Genomic DNA, 15,959 nt, shown 5'->3' with positions numbered 1-15,959 from the left:
TCCAAGATTAATCCGAATGAACAGTCATTCTATTTTTATCGGCAGCGCTAAAAATCCTCTACTATTTTGCGCTATGCTTGGGCGTAAATTGATATTTCAAGGGATGAAAATAATGCAGAATGCGGCTTTGATTGTGGTGGATGTGCAACGAGGATTTACGCCGGGAGGCAATTTGGCTGTGGCCAATGCTGATCAGATTATTCCGAACATCAACCAGTTGGGGCTGCATTTTGACAATATTGTGATTACCCAGGATTGGCATCCAGAAAATCACATTTCCTTTGCCGAGAATCATTCTGGTAAAACACCTTTTGAGATGATTCAGCTAGATTATGGCTCGCAAGTCCTGTGGCCAAGTCATTGTGTGCAAGGCACTGCTGATGCAGAACTTCATCCGGATCTGCATTTACCGACTGCCCAACTGGTCATCCGTAAGGGTGCACATGCCCATATCGACAGCTATTCAGCTTTTCTGGAAGCAGATCAAAAAACCACAACCGGTTTGGCTGGCTATTTAAAAGAACGTGGCATTGATACGGTTTTTATTGTCGGCATTGCCACAGATTTTTGTGTGGCTTGGACCGCAATAGATGCCTGTAAACTGGGCTTTAAAAGCTATGTGATTTCCGATGCCACCAAAGGTATCGATTTACACGGGTCATTACAGCATGCCTGGCAAGACATGCTTGCAGCAGGGGTCAAGCGTATTTTGATGAAGGATATTGTTCAACGCCATATCTCCTAAAAAACAGGATCAAGCTGAATAAAGTTGCTGTTTTGCTGAATAGATATGGTACAACCTGCTCTCCAGATCAGAACAGCATAAATATTGGATGTATTGTATGTCTGCTTTTTTGCGCTTGACCCAATTTATTCAGAAAACCTTTGCCCTGTGGGTAGTGCTATTTGCCGCTATTGCTTTAATTTTTCCGGAAGCCTTTATCTGGCTTAAAGCCTATATTACCTGGATGCTGGGAATCATCATGTTCGGTATGGGCATGACCATGACCGTGGATGATTTTAAAGGAGTAGTGCAAAGTCCCAAAGCCGTGGGGATTGGTGTGGTCGCACAATTTGTGGTGATGCCGGGACTCGCTTATGGCTTATGCCAGCTGTTTCAGTTACCCCCTGAAATTGCTATCGGGGTAATTCTGGTCGGCTGTTGCCCGGGCGGCACAGCATCCAATGTGATTACCTATATGGCTAAAGGCAATACTGCGTTATCGGTTGCCTGTACTTCGGTTTCGACTCTTTTAGCGCCTGTATTAACTCCGGCAATTTTTTATTTTCTGGCTAGCCAGTGGATTGAAATTAATGCCCTCTCGATGCTGGGTTCGATTATTCAGGTGGTATTGTTTCCAATTATTCTGGGTTTAATGATTCGGGCGGTACTGAAGTCAAAAGTGGACTCTTATATTCAGGTGATGCCCTTGATTTCAGTGCTGGCGATTGTGGCCATTGTGGCGGCAATTATTGCAGGAAGTAAGACACAAATTTTGCAATCTGGTTTATTGATTCTAGGGGTTGTGGCTTTGCACAATGGTCTGGGCTATCTGCTGGGTTTCTGGGCAAGCCGTTTGTTTAAATTACCTTATGCAGACTGTAAAGCCGTTGCGGTAGAAGTCGGCATGCAAAACTCGGGTTTAGGCGTGGCTTTAGCAGCAGTGCATTTTGCTGCCTCACCACTAACTGCGGTGCCGAGTGCCATTTTTAGTTTATGGCATAATATTTCAGGTCCAGCATTAGCGAGTTATTGGGCAAGCAGGACAGATAAAATAGAAGAATGATCAAGATATCTCTGTTGAGCACAGTTGTACTTCAGCACAGAATCCTAGAGATAAAAAAACCGAGGAGTTCAGCTCGGTTTTTTTATACCTTAAGTTTAAGAGGCCTTGGATTGTTTGGCTTTTAAGATTTCGGTTCTAAAGGTTTGTGCCAGTTCCGCCACTTCGCTGTCCATCCCGTTCATCATAAAGGCATGACGGGTCAGTACATTGGTTGGATTCGGCAGGCTAACCAGCTGGTAACAATCCGAGATCTGCTTGAGCAACTCATTCGGTAAGTGAATAGCACTTTCCTTGGCAGTCAATTGTTGTACCAGACGTTCTGCTGCCTGGACAGGGCTGAGCTGCATGGCCTCAATGTGGCTGGAAATGGCACTGCGGGTCTGCAACACAAAACGTTTTTCTTCACGATAACGTTTGTACAGCACATCGGACAAGAGCTGGAACACGGTACTGATCATCACCAGGCAAGGCACTGCATTGGGTGTTTCTACCATCATGCTAATGGTTGCGCCATGTTCATCAAATTTATGCACCGTGGTGATGTCTGAACTGTTTAACTTGTAGTGTTGCACACACAGTTCAGTGGTTTTATTCAGGAAAATCTGGCATAGATTGAAATAGGGGATGGAAACGGTTTTATTGACCGAATCCATCAGCTGTTTAGGGTCATAAAACTGGATATTTAAGGCAATACACTTGTCATCCAGTACCACAGGTTTCGATTCTTTGATTTTAGCTTTGGCCTGAGCATTGTTCTGTGCCTGGGCAATTGCGACTGCGGCATTGTGCTGTTCTTGTTCCAAAGCCTGAGTCAGGGTTTGAATTTCATGTTTGAGGCGTGATTCATTATTGATACGTGCCAGATATTCGGTACGGCTTGGACGGGCAATGGCACGGTAGGCCAACCATAACAAGCCATGAATCAGCAGCGATAATAAAATGGCCAGCCATTGAGTACGTAAAATTTCCCCGATACTGGGTTGAATGAGGGTAATTTCAATACTGCCCACTTTCTTTTCATTTTGCAATGCTTCACGAACAAACACTTCGCCTTGGCGTGTTTTGGTTAAACCGCCTGTTGCCAGTACCTGATTGTTCGCATCCAAAATACGGATAGAAGCCACACTCGGGTTGGTTGCATAACGGTCGGCCAGTAAAGCCAATGACACCGTATTGGCCGGTTCCAGCTCGGACAGGCTGTCTGTGACCAGTTGTGAGGTCATCAGCTGTCCCTGACTGGCGCGGTTAGCATTCAGCTGATGCGTCGTCGCAAGTACCAGTAAAAAGGTGTGAAAAGCAAAACTTACAATCAGTAGGCTAGCAAATAGCCCTTGTCTAGGCGCATTCAACGTAAACTTCCAAGGCATTTATGTTCAAATTCGATTATGATTCTAGCAATAGTTGTAGCTCAGATCCGAGTCAATTCATGCGAGAAATCATTCTTATATCATTTTTGGGACCCGACCAGCCTAATCAATTTACACGATTAATGCAGGTATTGTCCGTACATTCGTTACAAATTTTGGACGTTGGACAAGCCGTCATCCACAACCAACTGACTTTAGGTATTGTTGTTTCGTCAGATGACCAAACTGCTACAGCATTAGCCATGAAGGAGATTCTGATTCTAGCACATGATATTGGCTTAACAGTGCGCTTTAAACCAATCTCTACATCAGAATATGATCAATGGGTGAGTGAAGGTGGGCAGACCCGTTATATCGTGACGGCACTGGCACCTGAATTGACCGCCTCACATTTGCAGGCCGTGACCCAGATCGTCTCTAACCAGGGTTTTAATATTGAAACCGTGACCCGTTTATCGGGCCGCCCGGAACTTACCGGCACAGTTGAAGGACCAAAACGCTCTTGCGTACAATTTGGCCTCAAAGGACAAATGCTCGATGCTACTGCCATGCGTGCCGCCTGCTTGCGTTTATCCAGTGAACTGAGTGTCGATGTTGCGGTTCAAGAAGATAATGCTTACCGTCGTAATCGCCGTCTGGTCTGCTTCGATATGGACTCGACCCTGATTGAACAGGAAGTGATTGATGAGTTGGCCATTGAAGCCGGTGTCGGTGAGCAAGTGGCTGAAATCACTGAACGTGCCATGCAAGGTGAACTGGACTTCCAGCAAAGTTTCCGCGCCCGTGTCGCTTTGCTCAAAGGTATGGATGCCTCTGTTTTACCTAAAATTGCCGAGCGTCTGACCGTGACTGAAGGGGCAGAGCGCCTGATTTCAACCTTGAAAGCGTTGGGCTATAGAACTGCAATTCTTTCCGGTGGTTTCCAGTATTTTGCCGAATACCTGCAAGAAAAATTGGGGATTGATGAAGTCCATGCCAATATTCTGGATGTGGAAGATGGCGTGGTCACAGGTGAAGTCAAGGGTCACATTGTAGATGGCGCTCGCAAAGCCTTGTTGCTGCGTGAATTGGCAGACAAAATGGATATTTCACTGGAACAGGCCATTGCCGTGGGTGATGGTGCCAATGACTTGCCAATGCTGTCGATTGCCGGTTTAGGGGTGGCTTTCCGCGCCAAACCTCTGGTTCGCCAGAATGCCAATCAGGCGATTTCAAGTGTGGGTCTGGATGGGGTGTTATATCTTCTAGGTGTACATGATAAAGACCTGAGCCGTGCCTAATGGATCAGTCTAACGGTGGATGTTATTGACAAAACGCGACATTAATGTCGCGTTTTTTTGTGGCCAAAATAGTGAAATTACGATGAGCGGTTGGCTTAAATTGCCGATCAAAACACCAATCTATCCATTGGTAAAAAATATTTTTTTAATGCTTTTAATACATTATTTTTTTGTAATGACACGGCAAGTCCGAGCCCATCTTATTTCCAGAAAAAGTTAAAAATAAAAAAATGTAATGACAAAATAATATTGCGACAAGGTATGTCGCTTGCTGAAAACACAAGACTTTTTTTCTTCAAAAAACTCCGCATAATGCTTGCATAGAAATTGATATAAATATATTTCAGCATTTATTCACGCTATCGGGGATTTGATTTAGACCCATATAAAAGTGTCAACATCCTTTATAGGACGGAGGTTTTTATGGTTACAGCGAATTTAGCAACCATCATAGGCTTAAGCTTGATTGCCGCTGCTTTGATAGCTGTTTTCTTCTCGCCTTATCGTCGTTTGTTAAGCTTTATGTTTGCAGGTATGCTGTTTTGGGGCTTGATTGAAGCCATTCGCTTTAGTACTCAACTGGCGTTTGATTTACCGATGGGATACAGCTACCTGACGGCGTTAATGTCGGTCATGGGGATTTTAACCCTGCTGTTAATCCGCGAAGATCGTCGTGCAGAACGCGCTTTAGCCAAACGTCGCTATATTGAACATACACCAGTCTATGATGATGAGCAGCAACACTACTCAAGCCGTTAATTTGAAAAACTGATAATCAATAAAAAAAGATGTGCTGCGGCACATCTTTTTTTATTGATTATTGTTATACAAAGCCTTACTTCAAAAAACCCAACTTATGGTAGGATAAGTCGTCAATTTTCCAACAATTACAATAGGCTTAAATGTCATGAAACTATCTTCGATTCCTGTCGTAAAATTACCACTGGTCGATGTAAGCACGGATCCGCTTGATTTGTTAGTTGCGGGCTTAGCTTTGCGTATGAAACAGTTGGCGCGTACCAGTCCAAAATTTATTGAACTGGTTCATGAACGTCAATTCCGTATCCAAATTGGCACTGATCTGGGCTTTGCACGTCAAATTATTGTAAATAATGGGCAAATTGACACAGTAGCAGGCGATGCAGAAAAAGCGGACTTCATTTTGCAGTTCGCAGACAGTGAACAGGGCGTAAAAACCTTAATGAAAGGTGATCCAAGCGCTTTCATGACCGGCATGCAAAATGGCACGATTAAAATGGAAGGCGATTTTGGCCTTTTGGTCTGGTTTAACAAGGTTGCCAAACTGATTCCGCCAAAATTACCAAAACCGGTACAAGAAAAAGTGAAACTGGTACGTTCATTTATTCGTGAAAAGACTGGTAAATAATTAAGATTAATTGAAAAATATAGTTTTCCTATTAATAATACCCCCGCTTATATAGGGGGTATTTTTATGAAGAAAATTTTAACAGCTTCAGTAATTGCAGCGTCAATGACTTTTACTGGTTGTGCGAGTATTTTTTCTGGTTCAACACAGACTTTGACTTTTAAATCAGTACCAGAGTCAGCCAACATCACTATTACAAATAAATCAGGTGAAAAGATTCATACTGGCTCGACTCCTGCTACTGTGACTTTAAAACGTGGTAATGGTTTCTTTAAACCAGCAGGATATGAAGTTGCTTTCTCAAAAGAAGGTTTCCAAACTAAAAAAATTCAAGTAACTGCAAGTGTAAATGGCTGGTATATAGGTAATATTATCTTTGGTGGTTTACTTGGTCTTCTGATTATTGATCCAGCTACTGGAGCAATGTATACATTGTCTCCAAAAGATGTAAATGCAGTTTTAGAAACTCAACAATCAGCAAAAGTTAAAGGTCAGCAATCATTAACAGTGATGTTAGTTCAAGACATTCCTACAGATGTGATGGACCGCGCAAAATATCTTACAACTCTTTAATTAGAATAAAAAAGCCCTCAATCGAGGGCTTTTTTGTGATGGCAATATTGTCGCCTTATTCAACTTCCAGATTAAAGGTCACCGGACCATCATTGACCAGATGTACTTTCATGTCGGCGGCAAAAATACCCGTTTGCACATTTTTAAATTGAGATTTTGCATAGTCGACCAAGGCTTCATATAAAGCTTTTGCCTCACCCGGTGGCATGGCTGGACCAAAGTCCGGACGTAAACCTTTTTGCGTTTGTGCCATCAAGGTAAATTGCGAAACCAATAATACTCCACCACCGGCCTGAGCCACATTCCAGCCCATTTTGCCCTGTTCATCATCAAAAAAACGGTATTTCAATATCTTGTCGATCAGCTTTTTGCCTTTTTCCAGATTGTCTTCTTTAGCTAATCCCAGAAAAACCAAAATGCCTTTTTCAATTTGCCCAGTGGTTTCACCATCCACCACAACCTTTGCTTCTAGAACCCGTTGCAATAATGCACGCATAACTTAACCAATTTAAATCTTCAATTTATCCGCAGCATTGTAACAAACAGGCAGAAATTTAAGCTTTAAAATACACACAATATCTCAACAGAATCATCAGGTTTGGTTAAAGATATTTTGCTCTATCTTGACATGAATGAATCCAAGCAGACTTTAATGAAACTGGATATGAAGATGCAAATGTGAGAGTCGTGACTCAAGGCCGCTCACAGGAAATAAAATACAGCTCTATTACGGAATAACACTGAGGTTTATCTGTGACTCTATTGCCTTGACGGGTCCAGCTGTACGCAAAACTAGCAATATCAAGATAAAAAGTGTGTTTTAATGCAGTCAGCACAGCGAAATTTCATTAGATATGGCTCCAATCATTCAATCTTTGCTTGATACCGACTTGTACAAATTCACCATGTTGCAGGTGGTATTGCATAAATTTCCTCAAACGCACAGTGTTTATCATTTCCGTTGCCGTAATTTAGAGGATACCGTTTATCCGCTGACGGATATTCTGGACGATTTGAATCAGCAACTCGACTATTTATGCCAGCTTAAGTTTAAAGAAGATGAGCTGCTTTATCTGCGCAGTTTACGTTTTATCAAAAGTGACTTCGTCGATTATCTGGAACTGTTCCAGCTGAAACGTCGTTTTATTAAAGCCAGCATTGATGAACAAGGCCGTCTGGACATCTGGATTGAAGGCCCGATGGTTCAGGCCATGATGTTTGAAATTTTTGTTCTGGCCATTGTCAATGAACTGTATTTCATGCGTATTCGCAGTGATGAAGTTTTGGCAGAAGGTGAACGCCGTTTGCAAGCCAAAGTCGAACTGTTAAAGCATTATGAAAAAGAACTGAAGCCTCATGAACCACCTTTCTTGGTGTCTGACTTTGGTACGCGTCGTCGTTATAGCTTTGCATGGCAAAAGCATGTGATTGAAGTATTTAACCAAGCCTCACCGAATATTTTCCGTGGCACCAGCAATGTGTTGATTGCGAAAGAATTGGGAATTACTCCGATCGGAACCATGGCGCATGAGTTTTTACAGGCTTTTCAGGCTTTGGATGTGCGTTTACGCGATTTTCAGAAAGCGGCACTGGAAACCTGGGTGCAGGAATATCGTGGTGATTTAGGGATTGCCCTGACCGATGTGGTGGGGATGGATGCATTTCTGCGTGATTTCGATTTGTATTTTGCCAAACTGTTTGACGGTTTGCGTCATGATAGTGGCGATCCCTATGCATGGGGTGATAAAGCCTACGCACATTATAAAAAATTAAAAATTGACAGCAAAACCAAGATGCTGACCTTTAGTGATGGGCTGAATCTGGAAAAAGCCTGGGGCTTGCATCAATACTTTAAAGACCGTTTTCAGGTCAGCTTTGGTATAGGCACCAATTTAACCAATGACTTGGGACAAACCCCACTCAATATTGTGTTAAAACTGGTGGAATGCAATGGTCAATCGGTAGCAAAAATTTCCGACAGTCCAGGAAAAACCATGACCGATAACGATACCTTCCTGGCCTATTTACGTCAGGTATTTAATCTCAGCGAAACAGAATAATCATGATGGCTATAGCTGATTTTTTGCTAAACCAATGCAAAAAATCAGCATAATAGTGAAAATGACTTATGCTAAGATCGTCCATGTTGATCTAAACAAAACACGAAAAAAGTATGACTATATCTGCATTTAATTTTACTCTGCTGATAGAAGCAGAAGAGCTGGTTCCGTTTTTAGGCAATGAAAAATTACGCATTGTCGATTTAAGCCGTCGTTCTGTTTATGATCAATTGCATATTCCACATGCCATTCATGTGCAACCGAAGCAGCTGGTACGCCAAGAAGAGCAGGCTTCAGGTTTATTGCCCGATGTAGAGGGTTTAAAAGCACTGATTGAATATCTGAATATTTCTCCTGAACATCATGTGGTGGCTTATGATGATGAAGGTGGGGCTTGGGCAGGGCGTCTGATCTGGAACCTACATTGTCTGGGTTTTGAAAATACCAGCTTGTTGAATGGCGGCATTCATGCCTGGCTGGCAGCCGGTTTGCCTACTTCTTCAGAAGTGGAAAAATTAGTCCCCGTAGTGCCTCTGGTGGACATTAACCAGACCAATATTGAAAAGTACCGTATTGAATATGCAGAGCTGTTAGAAAAAGTCCAAAATAACAGCATTCAATTGTGGGATTGCCGCACCGAAGATGAATATACCGGTCTTCGACTTGCAGCGCGACGCGGCGGTCATATTCCAAATGCCCGACATTTTGAATGGAGTACTGCCCTAAATCGTGAAAATCATTTAAAATTGCATCCTTTACAACGCACTCAACAGCGCTTGGAACAACTGGGTTTCAATTTAAAACAACCTGTGGTGGTCTATTGTCAGTCACATCATCGTTCGGGTTTGGCCTATATTCTGGGCCGATTGCTCGGTTGGGAGATACAGGCTTATGATGGTGCGTGGAGTGAATGGGGCAACCGCCTCGACAGTCCGATTATTACCGGAGAGTTACCGTCTTGAGCTTCGCATCACGTTTAAAAAAACAAATTTTTATTCAAGCACAACGTGTTGTGCCACAACACCAATTATCACGTGTCGTGGGTAAACTGGCTGCCAGTGAACATCCGATTATCAAAAATACCGTGATTCAGGCTTTTAAAGCCCAGTATGGAATTGATATGTCGATTGCTGAACAAAGCAATGCATTGAAATTTAAATCATTTAACGAATTTTTTACCCGCTCTTTAAAAGAGGGTGTACGTCAAATCGATACCGATCCGCATAGTATTGTGTCGCCTGCCGACGGTGCCATTTCACAATTGGGTAAAATTGAAGAAGGCGATATTTTTCAGGCCAAAGGGCAAAGCTTTTCGGTGGAAAAACTGATTGCCGATCCGCAATTGGCCGAACCGTTTAAAAATGGTCATTTTGCTACAGTGTATTTATCACCTAAAGATTATCACCGTGTGCATATGCCTTTTGCCGGGACTTTGACTGAAACCTTGTATGTTCCAGGGGAATTGTTCTCGGTCAACCAAACCACTGCAGAAAATATTCCGGGTCTGTTTGCGCGTAATGAACGGATGGTGTGTCTGTTTGATACTGAGCTGGGGCGTATGGCGGTGGTTTTGGTTGGTGCCATGATTGTTGCGGGTATTGAAACTGTGGCAACGGGTAAGGTGAAACCGACGGGGCATTTGGAATTGAACCAGCACAATCTGTTCCTTGAAAAAGGGGCAGAGTTGGGCCGTTTCTATTTAGGATCAACTGCTGTGATTTTATTTGAAAAAGATAAAATGGCCTGGGATGCTGCATTTAAAGCCAATTCTGTTGTGATGATGGGCGAAGCGTTGGGGCATACGATTTAAATGCTTTTAGCCTCCCCTTTTTTAAAGGTGAGCATCCTCGAAATATATTTCGAGTGCGTAAGGGAGGGATTATTTTACCTCTTGAATTATATCAATCCCCCTCAGTCCTCCTTTGTTAAGGGGGATGTTTCATCAAGGAAAGGATTTAGGACGGTCAAAATAAAAAAGCGCCTCATTTGAGGCGCTTTTTAATGTCTAAAAATTAACGTTTCACCACAATCGAATCAATACCACTGCGTTGCAAGGTTTGCTGTGCAATCATGGCAGCTTCCTGAGAATCATAAGGCCCAGAAATTACCCGGTACCAGGTTTGACCGCCTTCAACCGATTTCACTACATCTGCAGACAGACCATTCAGGATAATTTCGGCACGGCGTGCATCGGCACTATCTGGATCGGGATAGCTACGCACCTGCAAAATATAACTTGGCTGGTGGGCAACAGGTGCTTCAGAACTTTCCAGACCTGGCTCGGCTGTTTCAGCCGGAGGAGCCGTTTCTGTTTCTGGAGCTTCAACAATCACTACAGTTTCTGAATTTTTAGTTTCAGGAACTGCCTGATCTGGAATGGGTGTCACTTGTTGTTGTGGCAATAAATCGTAGAAACGATAGTCCTTGTTGGTATCTTCCTGATAATGTTCAGAACTGATCTGATTTTTCGGTTTAACCGGTGCCCACGGTTTCCACAGCATCAAAGCTACGGCAAAACTCAACACAATTAAAATAACCACCAGCGTTCCCAGCCATGCAGGAATCAATGGCTTTTTCGGCTTATTCGGTCGCTCAGAGACACCGCGCTGCGTTTTTCCAAACACGTGGGATTCCTCGTGTATTATTTTTAATTTAAATCTATTTAAAACAAGGTATTATTTTTAGATAACACCTTATTTACCCTATTGTCTATAAATCATTAACTAAGTTTAGATGATCACAAACATGACTTTTGCTGCGAGTAACATTGCTGCACACGGGCATTAATTATTACATCGCCACTTCAAGCATAGCTTTCGGTCTTGCGGCGATGCAAAACCTTGTTGTGCTTACATCGCCTCAGGAGCAGATACACCTAATAATTCTAAACCATTACGTAAAACCTGTTGTACGTTTACTGAAAGCAATAAACGGGCTTGTGTAAGTTCAGCATCATCATTGAGTACTTTATGCTCATTATACCAACCGTGGAATAATGCTGCCAATTCTTTCAGATAGTTACCGACTTGATGCGGTTCATAACTGTTGGCTGCGCGAATCACGATCTCAGGGTAGGCTGCAAGTTTGGCCAGAATTTCTGTTTCTGCATCCAGCGCCAGTTTCGCCGCAAATTGACGTGCATTCGCAGCATCAAAGTTCACACTTGTTGTAACCGCTTTTTCTAGCATACGGCAGATACGGGCATGTGCATACTGAATGTAATACACGGCATTGTCTTTACTTTGAGAAACAGCAAGGTCCAAGTCAAAGTCAATGTGCTGTTCAGACTTACGCATCACGTAGTAGAAACGTGCTGCATCGTTGCCGACTTCTTTACGCAGGTCACGTAAAGTCACGAACTGACCTGAACGGGATGACATTTGCACCATCTCGCCACCACGCCACAAGCTCACGAACTGAACCAAAAGCACCGTCAATTTTTTCGAGTCATAACCCATGGCGTCAATCGCTGCTTTAACACGCGCGATATAACCGTGGTGGTCTGAACCCCAGATATCGACGATATCGGTATAGCCACGTTGTAATTTATTCAGGTGGTAAGCAATGTCAGAGGCAAAGTAAGTGGTTTGACCATTACGGCGTTTCACTACGCGGTCTTTTTCATCGCCAAATTCAGTCGATTTAAACCAGATGTTGCCATCTTGTTCGTATAGGAATCCACGTTGATCTAAAGTTTGTAGCGCTTCTTCAATTTTTTCAGTTAAAGATGCTTCACTGAACCATTGATTGAAGGTCACACCAAATTCGCCCAGGTCATCTTTAATGTCATCAAGAATCGCTTTTAATGCCGCTTGATGGAATACGCGGTAGCCTTCGCCAATCAACGCTTGAGAATTATGAATCAAGCCATCGATGTGTTTTTCTTTATCACCGGATAACACTACTTTGTTGCCCTCAGCATCCAGTTCTTCAGCGTATTGAATATCTTCAGGTACATCTTTATATACGTCTGCAACCGGACGTACATAAGCTTCACCATCCTGGTCGATGATGCTTTGCGCGATTTCTTTAACGTAGTCGCCCTGATAAGCATTTTTAGGGAAGACTAAGGTTTGACCCGTAAGCTCTAAATAACGAAGGTATGTAGAGGTCGCCAGAATGTCCATTTGACGGCCAGCATCATTGACATAATATTCACGGTCAACTTTGGCACCGGTTGCTTCAAGCAGGTTGGCAACGGTCATGCCATAGGCTGCACCCCGACCATGACCAACGTGCAGGCTAGAAGTCGGGTTTGCTGAAACAAATTCGACTTGAACGCGTTTTTCACCATTAGCTTGAGTACGACCAAATTGATTTTTTTGTGCTTGAATCTGGTCTAAAACAGCAAAGCGTTGGTCGGCATTTAAAAAGAAGTTGATAAAGCCGGGACCCGCAATTTCTGCTTTGCTGATGTCTGCTACTTCAGGCAATGCAGCAAGAATTTTTTCTGCAAGATCACGAGGCTTCATACCCGCAGCTTTAGAACCAATCATGGCAATATTCGAAGCGAAGTCACCGTGGCTTCGGTCTTTGGTTCGCGTTAAATGACCGCTGTTATTCCAGTCGGATGGAAGTACACCTTCAGCTTGAAGAGATTGCACTGCATGATCGAGAGCTGCTTGGATTGCCGTATTCATAATCAGTCGAAAAATAAATGTCGCAGAAAAACAGCAAATATAGCAAATTTCGTGGTCTTTAGGTGAATGCATTTGTATTGAATGAATCTTGTCCGACAACTAACGCAGAATTGAAGCAGGAAAATTCTGCAAAAGATTCAAAAAAGCAGGATTTTCTAGGCTTTTGCTTTTCCCATTGTGCTAACCCTGTTGCCTTTGGTGCGTAAATTAACAGACAAACGGGTTAATCTTTCTGCTCCCAATTCATCGAAGTGAATCAGTTCTTAGTCCAGACCAGTTGCTTTGATGAATAGGCTTTATTGATTTTGAACAGATCTTTAAAGCAATACATCCACCAAGGCACGGATTATCCCCAGCACCAAACCGATAAATGCACCGACTACAACCCCATTGACTCGGATCATATGTAAATCGCCACCGACTTCATTTTCAATTTTATCGATCATTTCGCGCGAATCCCATTCATGAATGCGTTCGCTAATAAAACGGATCACTTTTTCACTGTATTGATCACTCAAATTGACGGCAAGCCCACTCATTCGTTCATTCAGCAATTGACGTACTGCCGGATTGGAAATGATATTTTCCCCGACCTGTTGAATCGCAACACGCAGATTTTGTGCAATGCCTGAATCGGGTTTGAGCAAGTCTGCTTTAATGGCATCACAGAGGATCACTACGGCACCACTGATAAAATTCAGTACCTGAGGGCTATCTAGCAGGGCATCTTTGGTGCGGTTTAACCGTTCACTGGCCTCACTTTCACTATCAGCCAGTTCCAGCATCAGCTGCTGCCCCATCTGCTCAATTTTTTGCCGCCAGGGATGCTGCGGATCGGCCAGCATGGATTCCACCCGTTCAATCAGTGAATCGATGGTGCGTTGCTGTACATCAATCCCAATCCAGCTGGCGCCTTTGGCCAGTTTCCACACGCCTAATTCTTTGAAAAGCCGGCGCGTCATTTCATGGGCTTGTTCAGGATGGGAAATCATCCATTCATGTGCCAAATCGAGTCCACGTTGCAATACGTCCTGATGGAAGTCATTTTCCAGCACCGCGCGCAGCATTTCACTGGCTAGGGTGTTAACCTGGGTGTTACGTACCCATTGCACACTGTTGTTTTGAATAAAGTTTCCAATCTGTTCCTGACCAACAAATTCAAAAATCTTCGGTACGGTTTGCTGAATGACTTGGGTCACTTGAGTGTTATTTTCCGGTTTTGCCAGCCATTGTCCGACCGCAAGACTCAGATCGGTACTTTGCAGGCTTCTTTCCACCACTTGTGGAGATAAAAAGTTTTCCTGTACAAAACGTCCCATCGATTCGGCAATCCTGGCCTTATTGCGCGGAATGATTTCAGTGTGGTCGAGCAGAAACTTGGGAATTGGCATTTTCCCAAAAGGATTGCGGAACAATACGGTAATGGCATACCAGTCGGCCAGTCCGCCGACCACACCCGCTTCGGCAGAAAGCATGAAAATATGAACCAGCCAGGCATATTCAGGAATCAGTTTGGCCACTACCATTAACACCAACCAGGTCAAAATGGCACTGATGAGGGCAATGGTGGCAAAGCGTTTACTGCGTTGCAAACTCGGTGTGGTGATTGCTTCCGCTGTGGTCATGCAGGATTCCTGTCGGTTACTAAACTGTTGTTATTTTGCTGTTTTTGGTACTGGTGGTAATACCTGGCCGTTAGGGCCCAAGCCATACTTTTGTCCTAAATATTTTAAAATCAAATAGGCATCAAAGGCATCATCGGGTGCTTTTTTCTGATCTTTATAACATTCAATGCTATAGGAAACCTGTACCGGGTCAATAGTCACCACGTGTGGCATGTCATAAAACGGGTCAGGCCAGAAGCCGGGATAACGGCGATAATAACCATAGGGATAGTACATTGGGCTGGAATAGACCACAGCCTGACGAGGTGGCTGGTTACGGTTACTCGGATCATCTAGTACTTTAAAATAGCGGAAGCCGTTCTGTACCGTGGTCTGGGCGGCTTTCACCAGAGTAATTTCTTCGGCAGTCCCAAAACTCATGTTGGGACGGGCCTGAAAACTGATGCGATAGCTTTGTGCATTCAGGGGCGTATTGCTGAATTGCCCCAGCTGGTCAAACGTCAGTGGTTTTGAAGGTGTGGTTGCACAGCCTGACAGCGCTATGGCTATGACCATACTTAAACCTATAATGCTGTTCTTCATGTTAAACCTCCATACGATTTACTGTGCGTGGGGAGGAGACACAATAAATGTTTAGAAACGACTATTCGGTTGGGTTAAAAATTCGAGCTCTTCCGCAGTTGAGCTACGTGCCAGGATGGCATTGCGGTGCGGATAGCGCCCGAAACGGTCAATAATGGCTTTATGCTGTTTTTCATAATCCAGATTCAGGGGATTATTTAAGCGTTGGAATAATTTTAACGCGAATTCGTGGATCAGTTTCGATTCACTGTGCATAAAGGGCATATATAAAAACGTACGTTGTTCTAGACTTAATTGTTTATCCAAATCCAGGCTAATGGCTTCTTGCGCCAGAGCCAATGCTAAGGGGTCTTGGGCAAAGGCCTGAGCTTGATCCCGAAACAGGTTACGCGAGAATTGATCCAGAACAATAATTTCTGCTAGGCGGCCTTCAGCCGTTTTACGCCATGACCATAGTTCGGCTTGTGCCGCTTTTTGGTGAATGTCATAAAACTTTTGCTTGATCAGTGCATCAAAATCATCACTTTTTGCAAACCACAGCGGCTGGGTTTCCGGATTAAACCAAAAGTCCAAAACATCTGGATAATTCATAATATTTACAAATCCTTAGCACTTATTATTCAATACAAACACAAAATTCAGATGTCTTATACAGTAT

General features: G+C 43.4%; 16 protein-coding genes. 9 read left to right on the top strand and 7 right to left on the bottom strand.

The annotated features are described in order from the left end of the window. Positions 1-109 precede the first annotated feature (109 nt). Complete coding sequence (pncA, locus tag JFY49_RS15670) at positions 110-745, top strand: bifunctional nicotinamidase/pyrazinamidase (RefSeq protein WP_180043173.1); 636 nt, start codon at positions 110-112, stop codon at positions 743-745. Between the two features lie 97 nt (positions 746-842). Next, positions 843-1,787 (top strand): bile acid:sodium symporter family protein, encoded by a 945-nt coding sequence (locus JFY49_RS15665; RefSeq protein WP_200223377.1) that lies wholly within the window; start codon positions 843-845, stop codon positions 1,785-1,787. Between the two features lie 95 nt (positions 1,788-1,882). On the opposite strand, the gene JFY49_RS15660 is transcribed toward JFY49_RS15665, so the two are convergent. After that, a complete protein-coding gene (locus JFY49_RS15660; protein ID WP_200224894.1) occupies positions 1,883-3,136 on the bottom strand; it encodes a hypothetical protein in 1,254 nt (417 codons plus the stop codon). 77 nt (positions 3,137-3,213) lie between these two features. On the opposite strand from JFY49_RS15660, the gene serB reads away from it, so the two are divergent. The 4 genes from serB to JFY49_RS15640 all read left to right on the top strand — a co-directional run bounded on the left by serB (position 3,214) and on the right by JFY49_RS15640 (position 6,394). Then, complete coding sequence (serB, locus tag JFY49_RS15655; RefSeq protein WP_086196575.1) at positions 3,214-4,434, top strand: phosphoserine phosphatase SerB; 1,221 nt, start codon at positions 3,214-3,216, stop codon at positions 4,432-4,434. A gap of 423 nt (positions 4,435-4,857) precedes the next feature. Continuing rightward, positions 4,858-5,193: an AciT family ciprofloxacin tolerance protein gene (gene aciT / locus JFY49_RS15650; RefSeq protein ID WP_086196574.1), complete on the top strand. Its 336-nt coding sequence runs from the start codon at positions 4,858-4,860 to the stop codon at positions 5,191-5,193. A gap of 148 nt (positions 5,194-5,341) precedes the next feature. Beyond that, the gene (locus JFY49_RS15645; RefSeq protein ID WP_180043154.1) at positions 5,342-5,821 is read left to right on the top strand and encodes an SCP2 sterol-binding domain-containing protein; all 480 of its coding nucleotides are present in this window, start codon (positions 5,342-5,344) and stop codon (positions 5,819-5,821) included. Between the two features lie 66 nt (positions 5,822-5,887). Further along, positions 5,888-6,394 (top strand): hypothetical protein, encoded by a 507-nt coding sequence (locus JFY49_RS15640; protein WP_180081286.1) that lies wholly within the window; start codon positions 5,888-5,890, stop codon positions 6,392-6,394. Between the two features lie 55 nt (positions 6,395-6,449). On the opposite strand, the gene dtd is transcribed toward JFY49_RS15640, so the two are convergent. Next, complete coding sequence (dtd, locus tag JFY49_RS15635; RefSeq protein WP_180043156.1) at positions 6,450-6,890, bottom strand: D-aminoacyl-tRNA deacylase; 441 nt, start codon at positions 6,888-6,890, stop codon at positions 6,450-6,452. A gap of 358 nt (positions 6,891-7,248) precedes the next feature. Here dtd and pncB point away from each other — a divergent pair, with 358 nt between their 5' ends. From pncB to asd, 3 genes are all read left to right on the top strand, one after another. Next, positions 7,249-8,454: a nicotinate phosphoribosyltransferase gene (gene pncB, locus JFY49_RS15630; protein WP_200223376.1), complete on the top strand. Its 1,206-nt coding sequence runs from the start codon at positions 7,249-7,251 to the stop codon at positions 8,452-8,454. Positions 8,455-8,567: 113 nt separating this feature from the next. Beyond that, positions 8,568-9,416, top strand: coding sequence for a sulfurtransferase (locus JFY49_RS15625; RefSeq protein WP_200223375.1), 849 nt, complete (start codon positions 8,568-8,570; stop codon positions 9,414-9,416). Beyond that, on the top strand, positions 9,413-10,264 hold the full coding sequence (gene asd, locus JFY49_RS15620; RefSeq protein WP_200223374.1) for an archaetidylserine decarboxylase: 852 nt from the start codon (positions 9,413-9,415) through the stop codon (positions 10,262-10,264). The genes JFY49_RS15625 and asd overlap by 4 nt, the downstream gene beginning before the upstream one ends. A gap of 202 nt (positions 10,265-10,466) precedes the next feature. Here asd and JFY49_RS15615 read toward each other — a convergent pair whose 3' ends face one another. From JFY49_RS15615 to JFY49_RS15595, 5 genes are all read right to left on the bottom strand, one after another. Next, on the bottom strand, positions 10,467-11,078 hold the full coding sequence (locus tag JFY49_RS15615; protein WP_166170557.1) for an SPOR domain-containing protein: 612 nt from the start codon (positions 11,076-11,078) through the stop codon (positions 10,467-10,469). A 225-nt stretch (positions 11,079-11,303) separates the two neighbouring features. Then, entirely contained in the window at positions 11,304-13,094 is a 1,791-nt protein-coding gene (gene argS, locus JFY49_RS15610; RefSeq protein ID WP_200223373.1) for an arginine--tRNA ligase, read from the bottom strand. Between the two features lie 317 nt (positions 13,095-13,411). Next, complete coding sequence (locus tag JFY49_RS15605; RefSeq protein ID WP_166170561.1) at positions 13,412-14,719, bottom strand: DUF445 domain-containing protein; 1,308 nt, start codon at positions 14,717-14,719, stop codon at positions 13,412-13,414. 30 nt (positions 14,720-14,749) lie between these two features. Then, positions 14,750-15,301 (bottom strand): CC0125/CC1285 family lipoprotein, encoded by a 552-nt coding sequence (locus tag JFY49_RS15600; RefSeq protein ID WP_166170563.1) that lies wholly within the window; start codon positions 15,299-15,301, stop codon positions 14,750-14,752. 51 nt (positions 15,302-15,352) lie between these two features. After that, positions 15,353-15,892 (bottom strand): DUF924 family protein, encoded by a 540-nt coding sequence (locus JFY49_RS15595; RefSeq protein ID WP_166170565.1) that lies wholly within the window; start codon positions 15,890-15,892, stop codon positions 15,353-15,355. Positions 15,893-15,959: the final 67 nt, after the last annotated feature.

It is taken from the genome of Acinetobacter sp. CS-2, from assembly GCF_016599715.1.
Lineage (GTDB): Bacteria > Pseudomonadota > Gammaproteobacteria > Pseudomonadales > Moraxellaceae > Acinetobacter.
The sequence above is the reverse complement of the archived record's forward strand: the minus strand, read 5'-3'. Positions and strand labels throughout refer to the sequence as shown.

Coding starts and splice junctions, on each gene's coding strand:
- JFY49_RS15665 (WP_200223377.1), top strand. CDS start 843: ATGTCTGCTTTTTTGCGCTTGACCCAATTTATTCAGAAAACCTTTGCC.
- serB (WP_086196575.1), top strand. CDS start 3,214: ATGCGAGAAATCATTCTTATATCATTTTTGGGACCCGACCAGCCTAAT.
- aciT (WP_086196574.1), top strand. CDS start 4,858: ATGGTTACAGCGAATTTAGCAACCATCATAGGCTTAAGCTTGATTGCC.
- JFY49_RS15645 (WP_180043154.1), top strand. CDS start 5,342: ATGAAACTATCTTCGATTCCTGTCGTAAAATTACCACTGGTCGATGTA.
- JFY49_RS15640 (WP_180081286.1), top strand. CDS start 5,888: ATGAAGAAAATTTTAACAGCTTCAGTAATTGCAGCGTCAATGACTTTT.
- dtd (WP_180043156.1), bottom strand. CDS start 6,890: ATGCGTGCATTATTGCAACGGGTTCTAGAAGCAAAGGTTGTGGTGGAT.
- pncB (WP_200223376.1), top strand. CDS start 7,249: ATGGCTCCAATCATTCAATCTTTGCTTGATACCGACTTGTACAAATTC.
- JFY49_RS15625 (WP_200223375.1), top strand. CDS start 8,568: ATGACTATATCTGCATTTAATTTTACTCTGCTGATAGAAGCAGAAGAG.
- argS (WP_200223373.1), bottom strand. CDS start 13,094: ATGAATACGGCAATCCAAGCAGCTCTCGATCATGCAGTGCAATCTCTT.
- JFY49_RS15605 (WP_166170561.1), bottom strand. CDS start 14,719: ATGACCACAGCGGAAGCAATCACCACACCGAGTTTGCAACGCAGTAAA.
- JFY49_RS15600 (WP_166170563.1), bottom strand. CDS start 15,301: ATGAAGAACAGCATTATAGGTTTAAGTATGGTCATAGCCATAGCGCTG.
- JFY49_RS15595 (WP_166170565.1), bottom strand. CDS start 15,892: ATGAATTATCCAGATGTTTTGGACTTTTGGTTTAATCCGGAAACCCAG.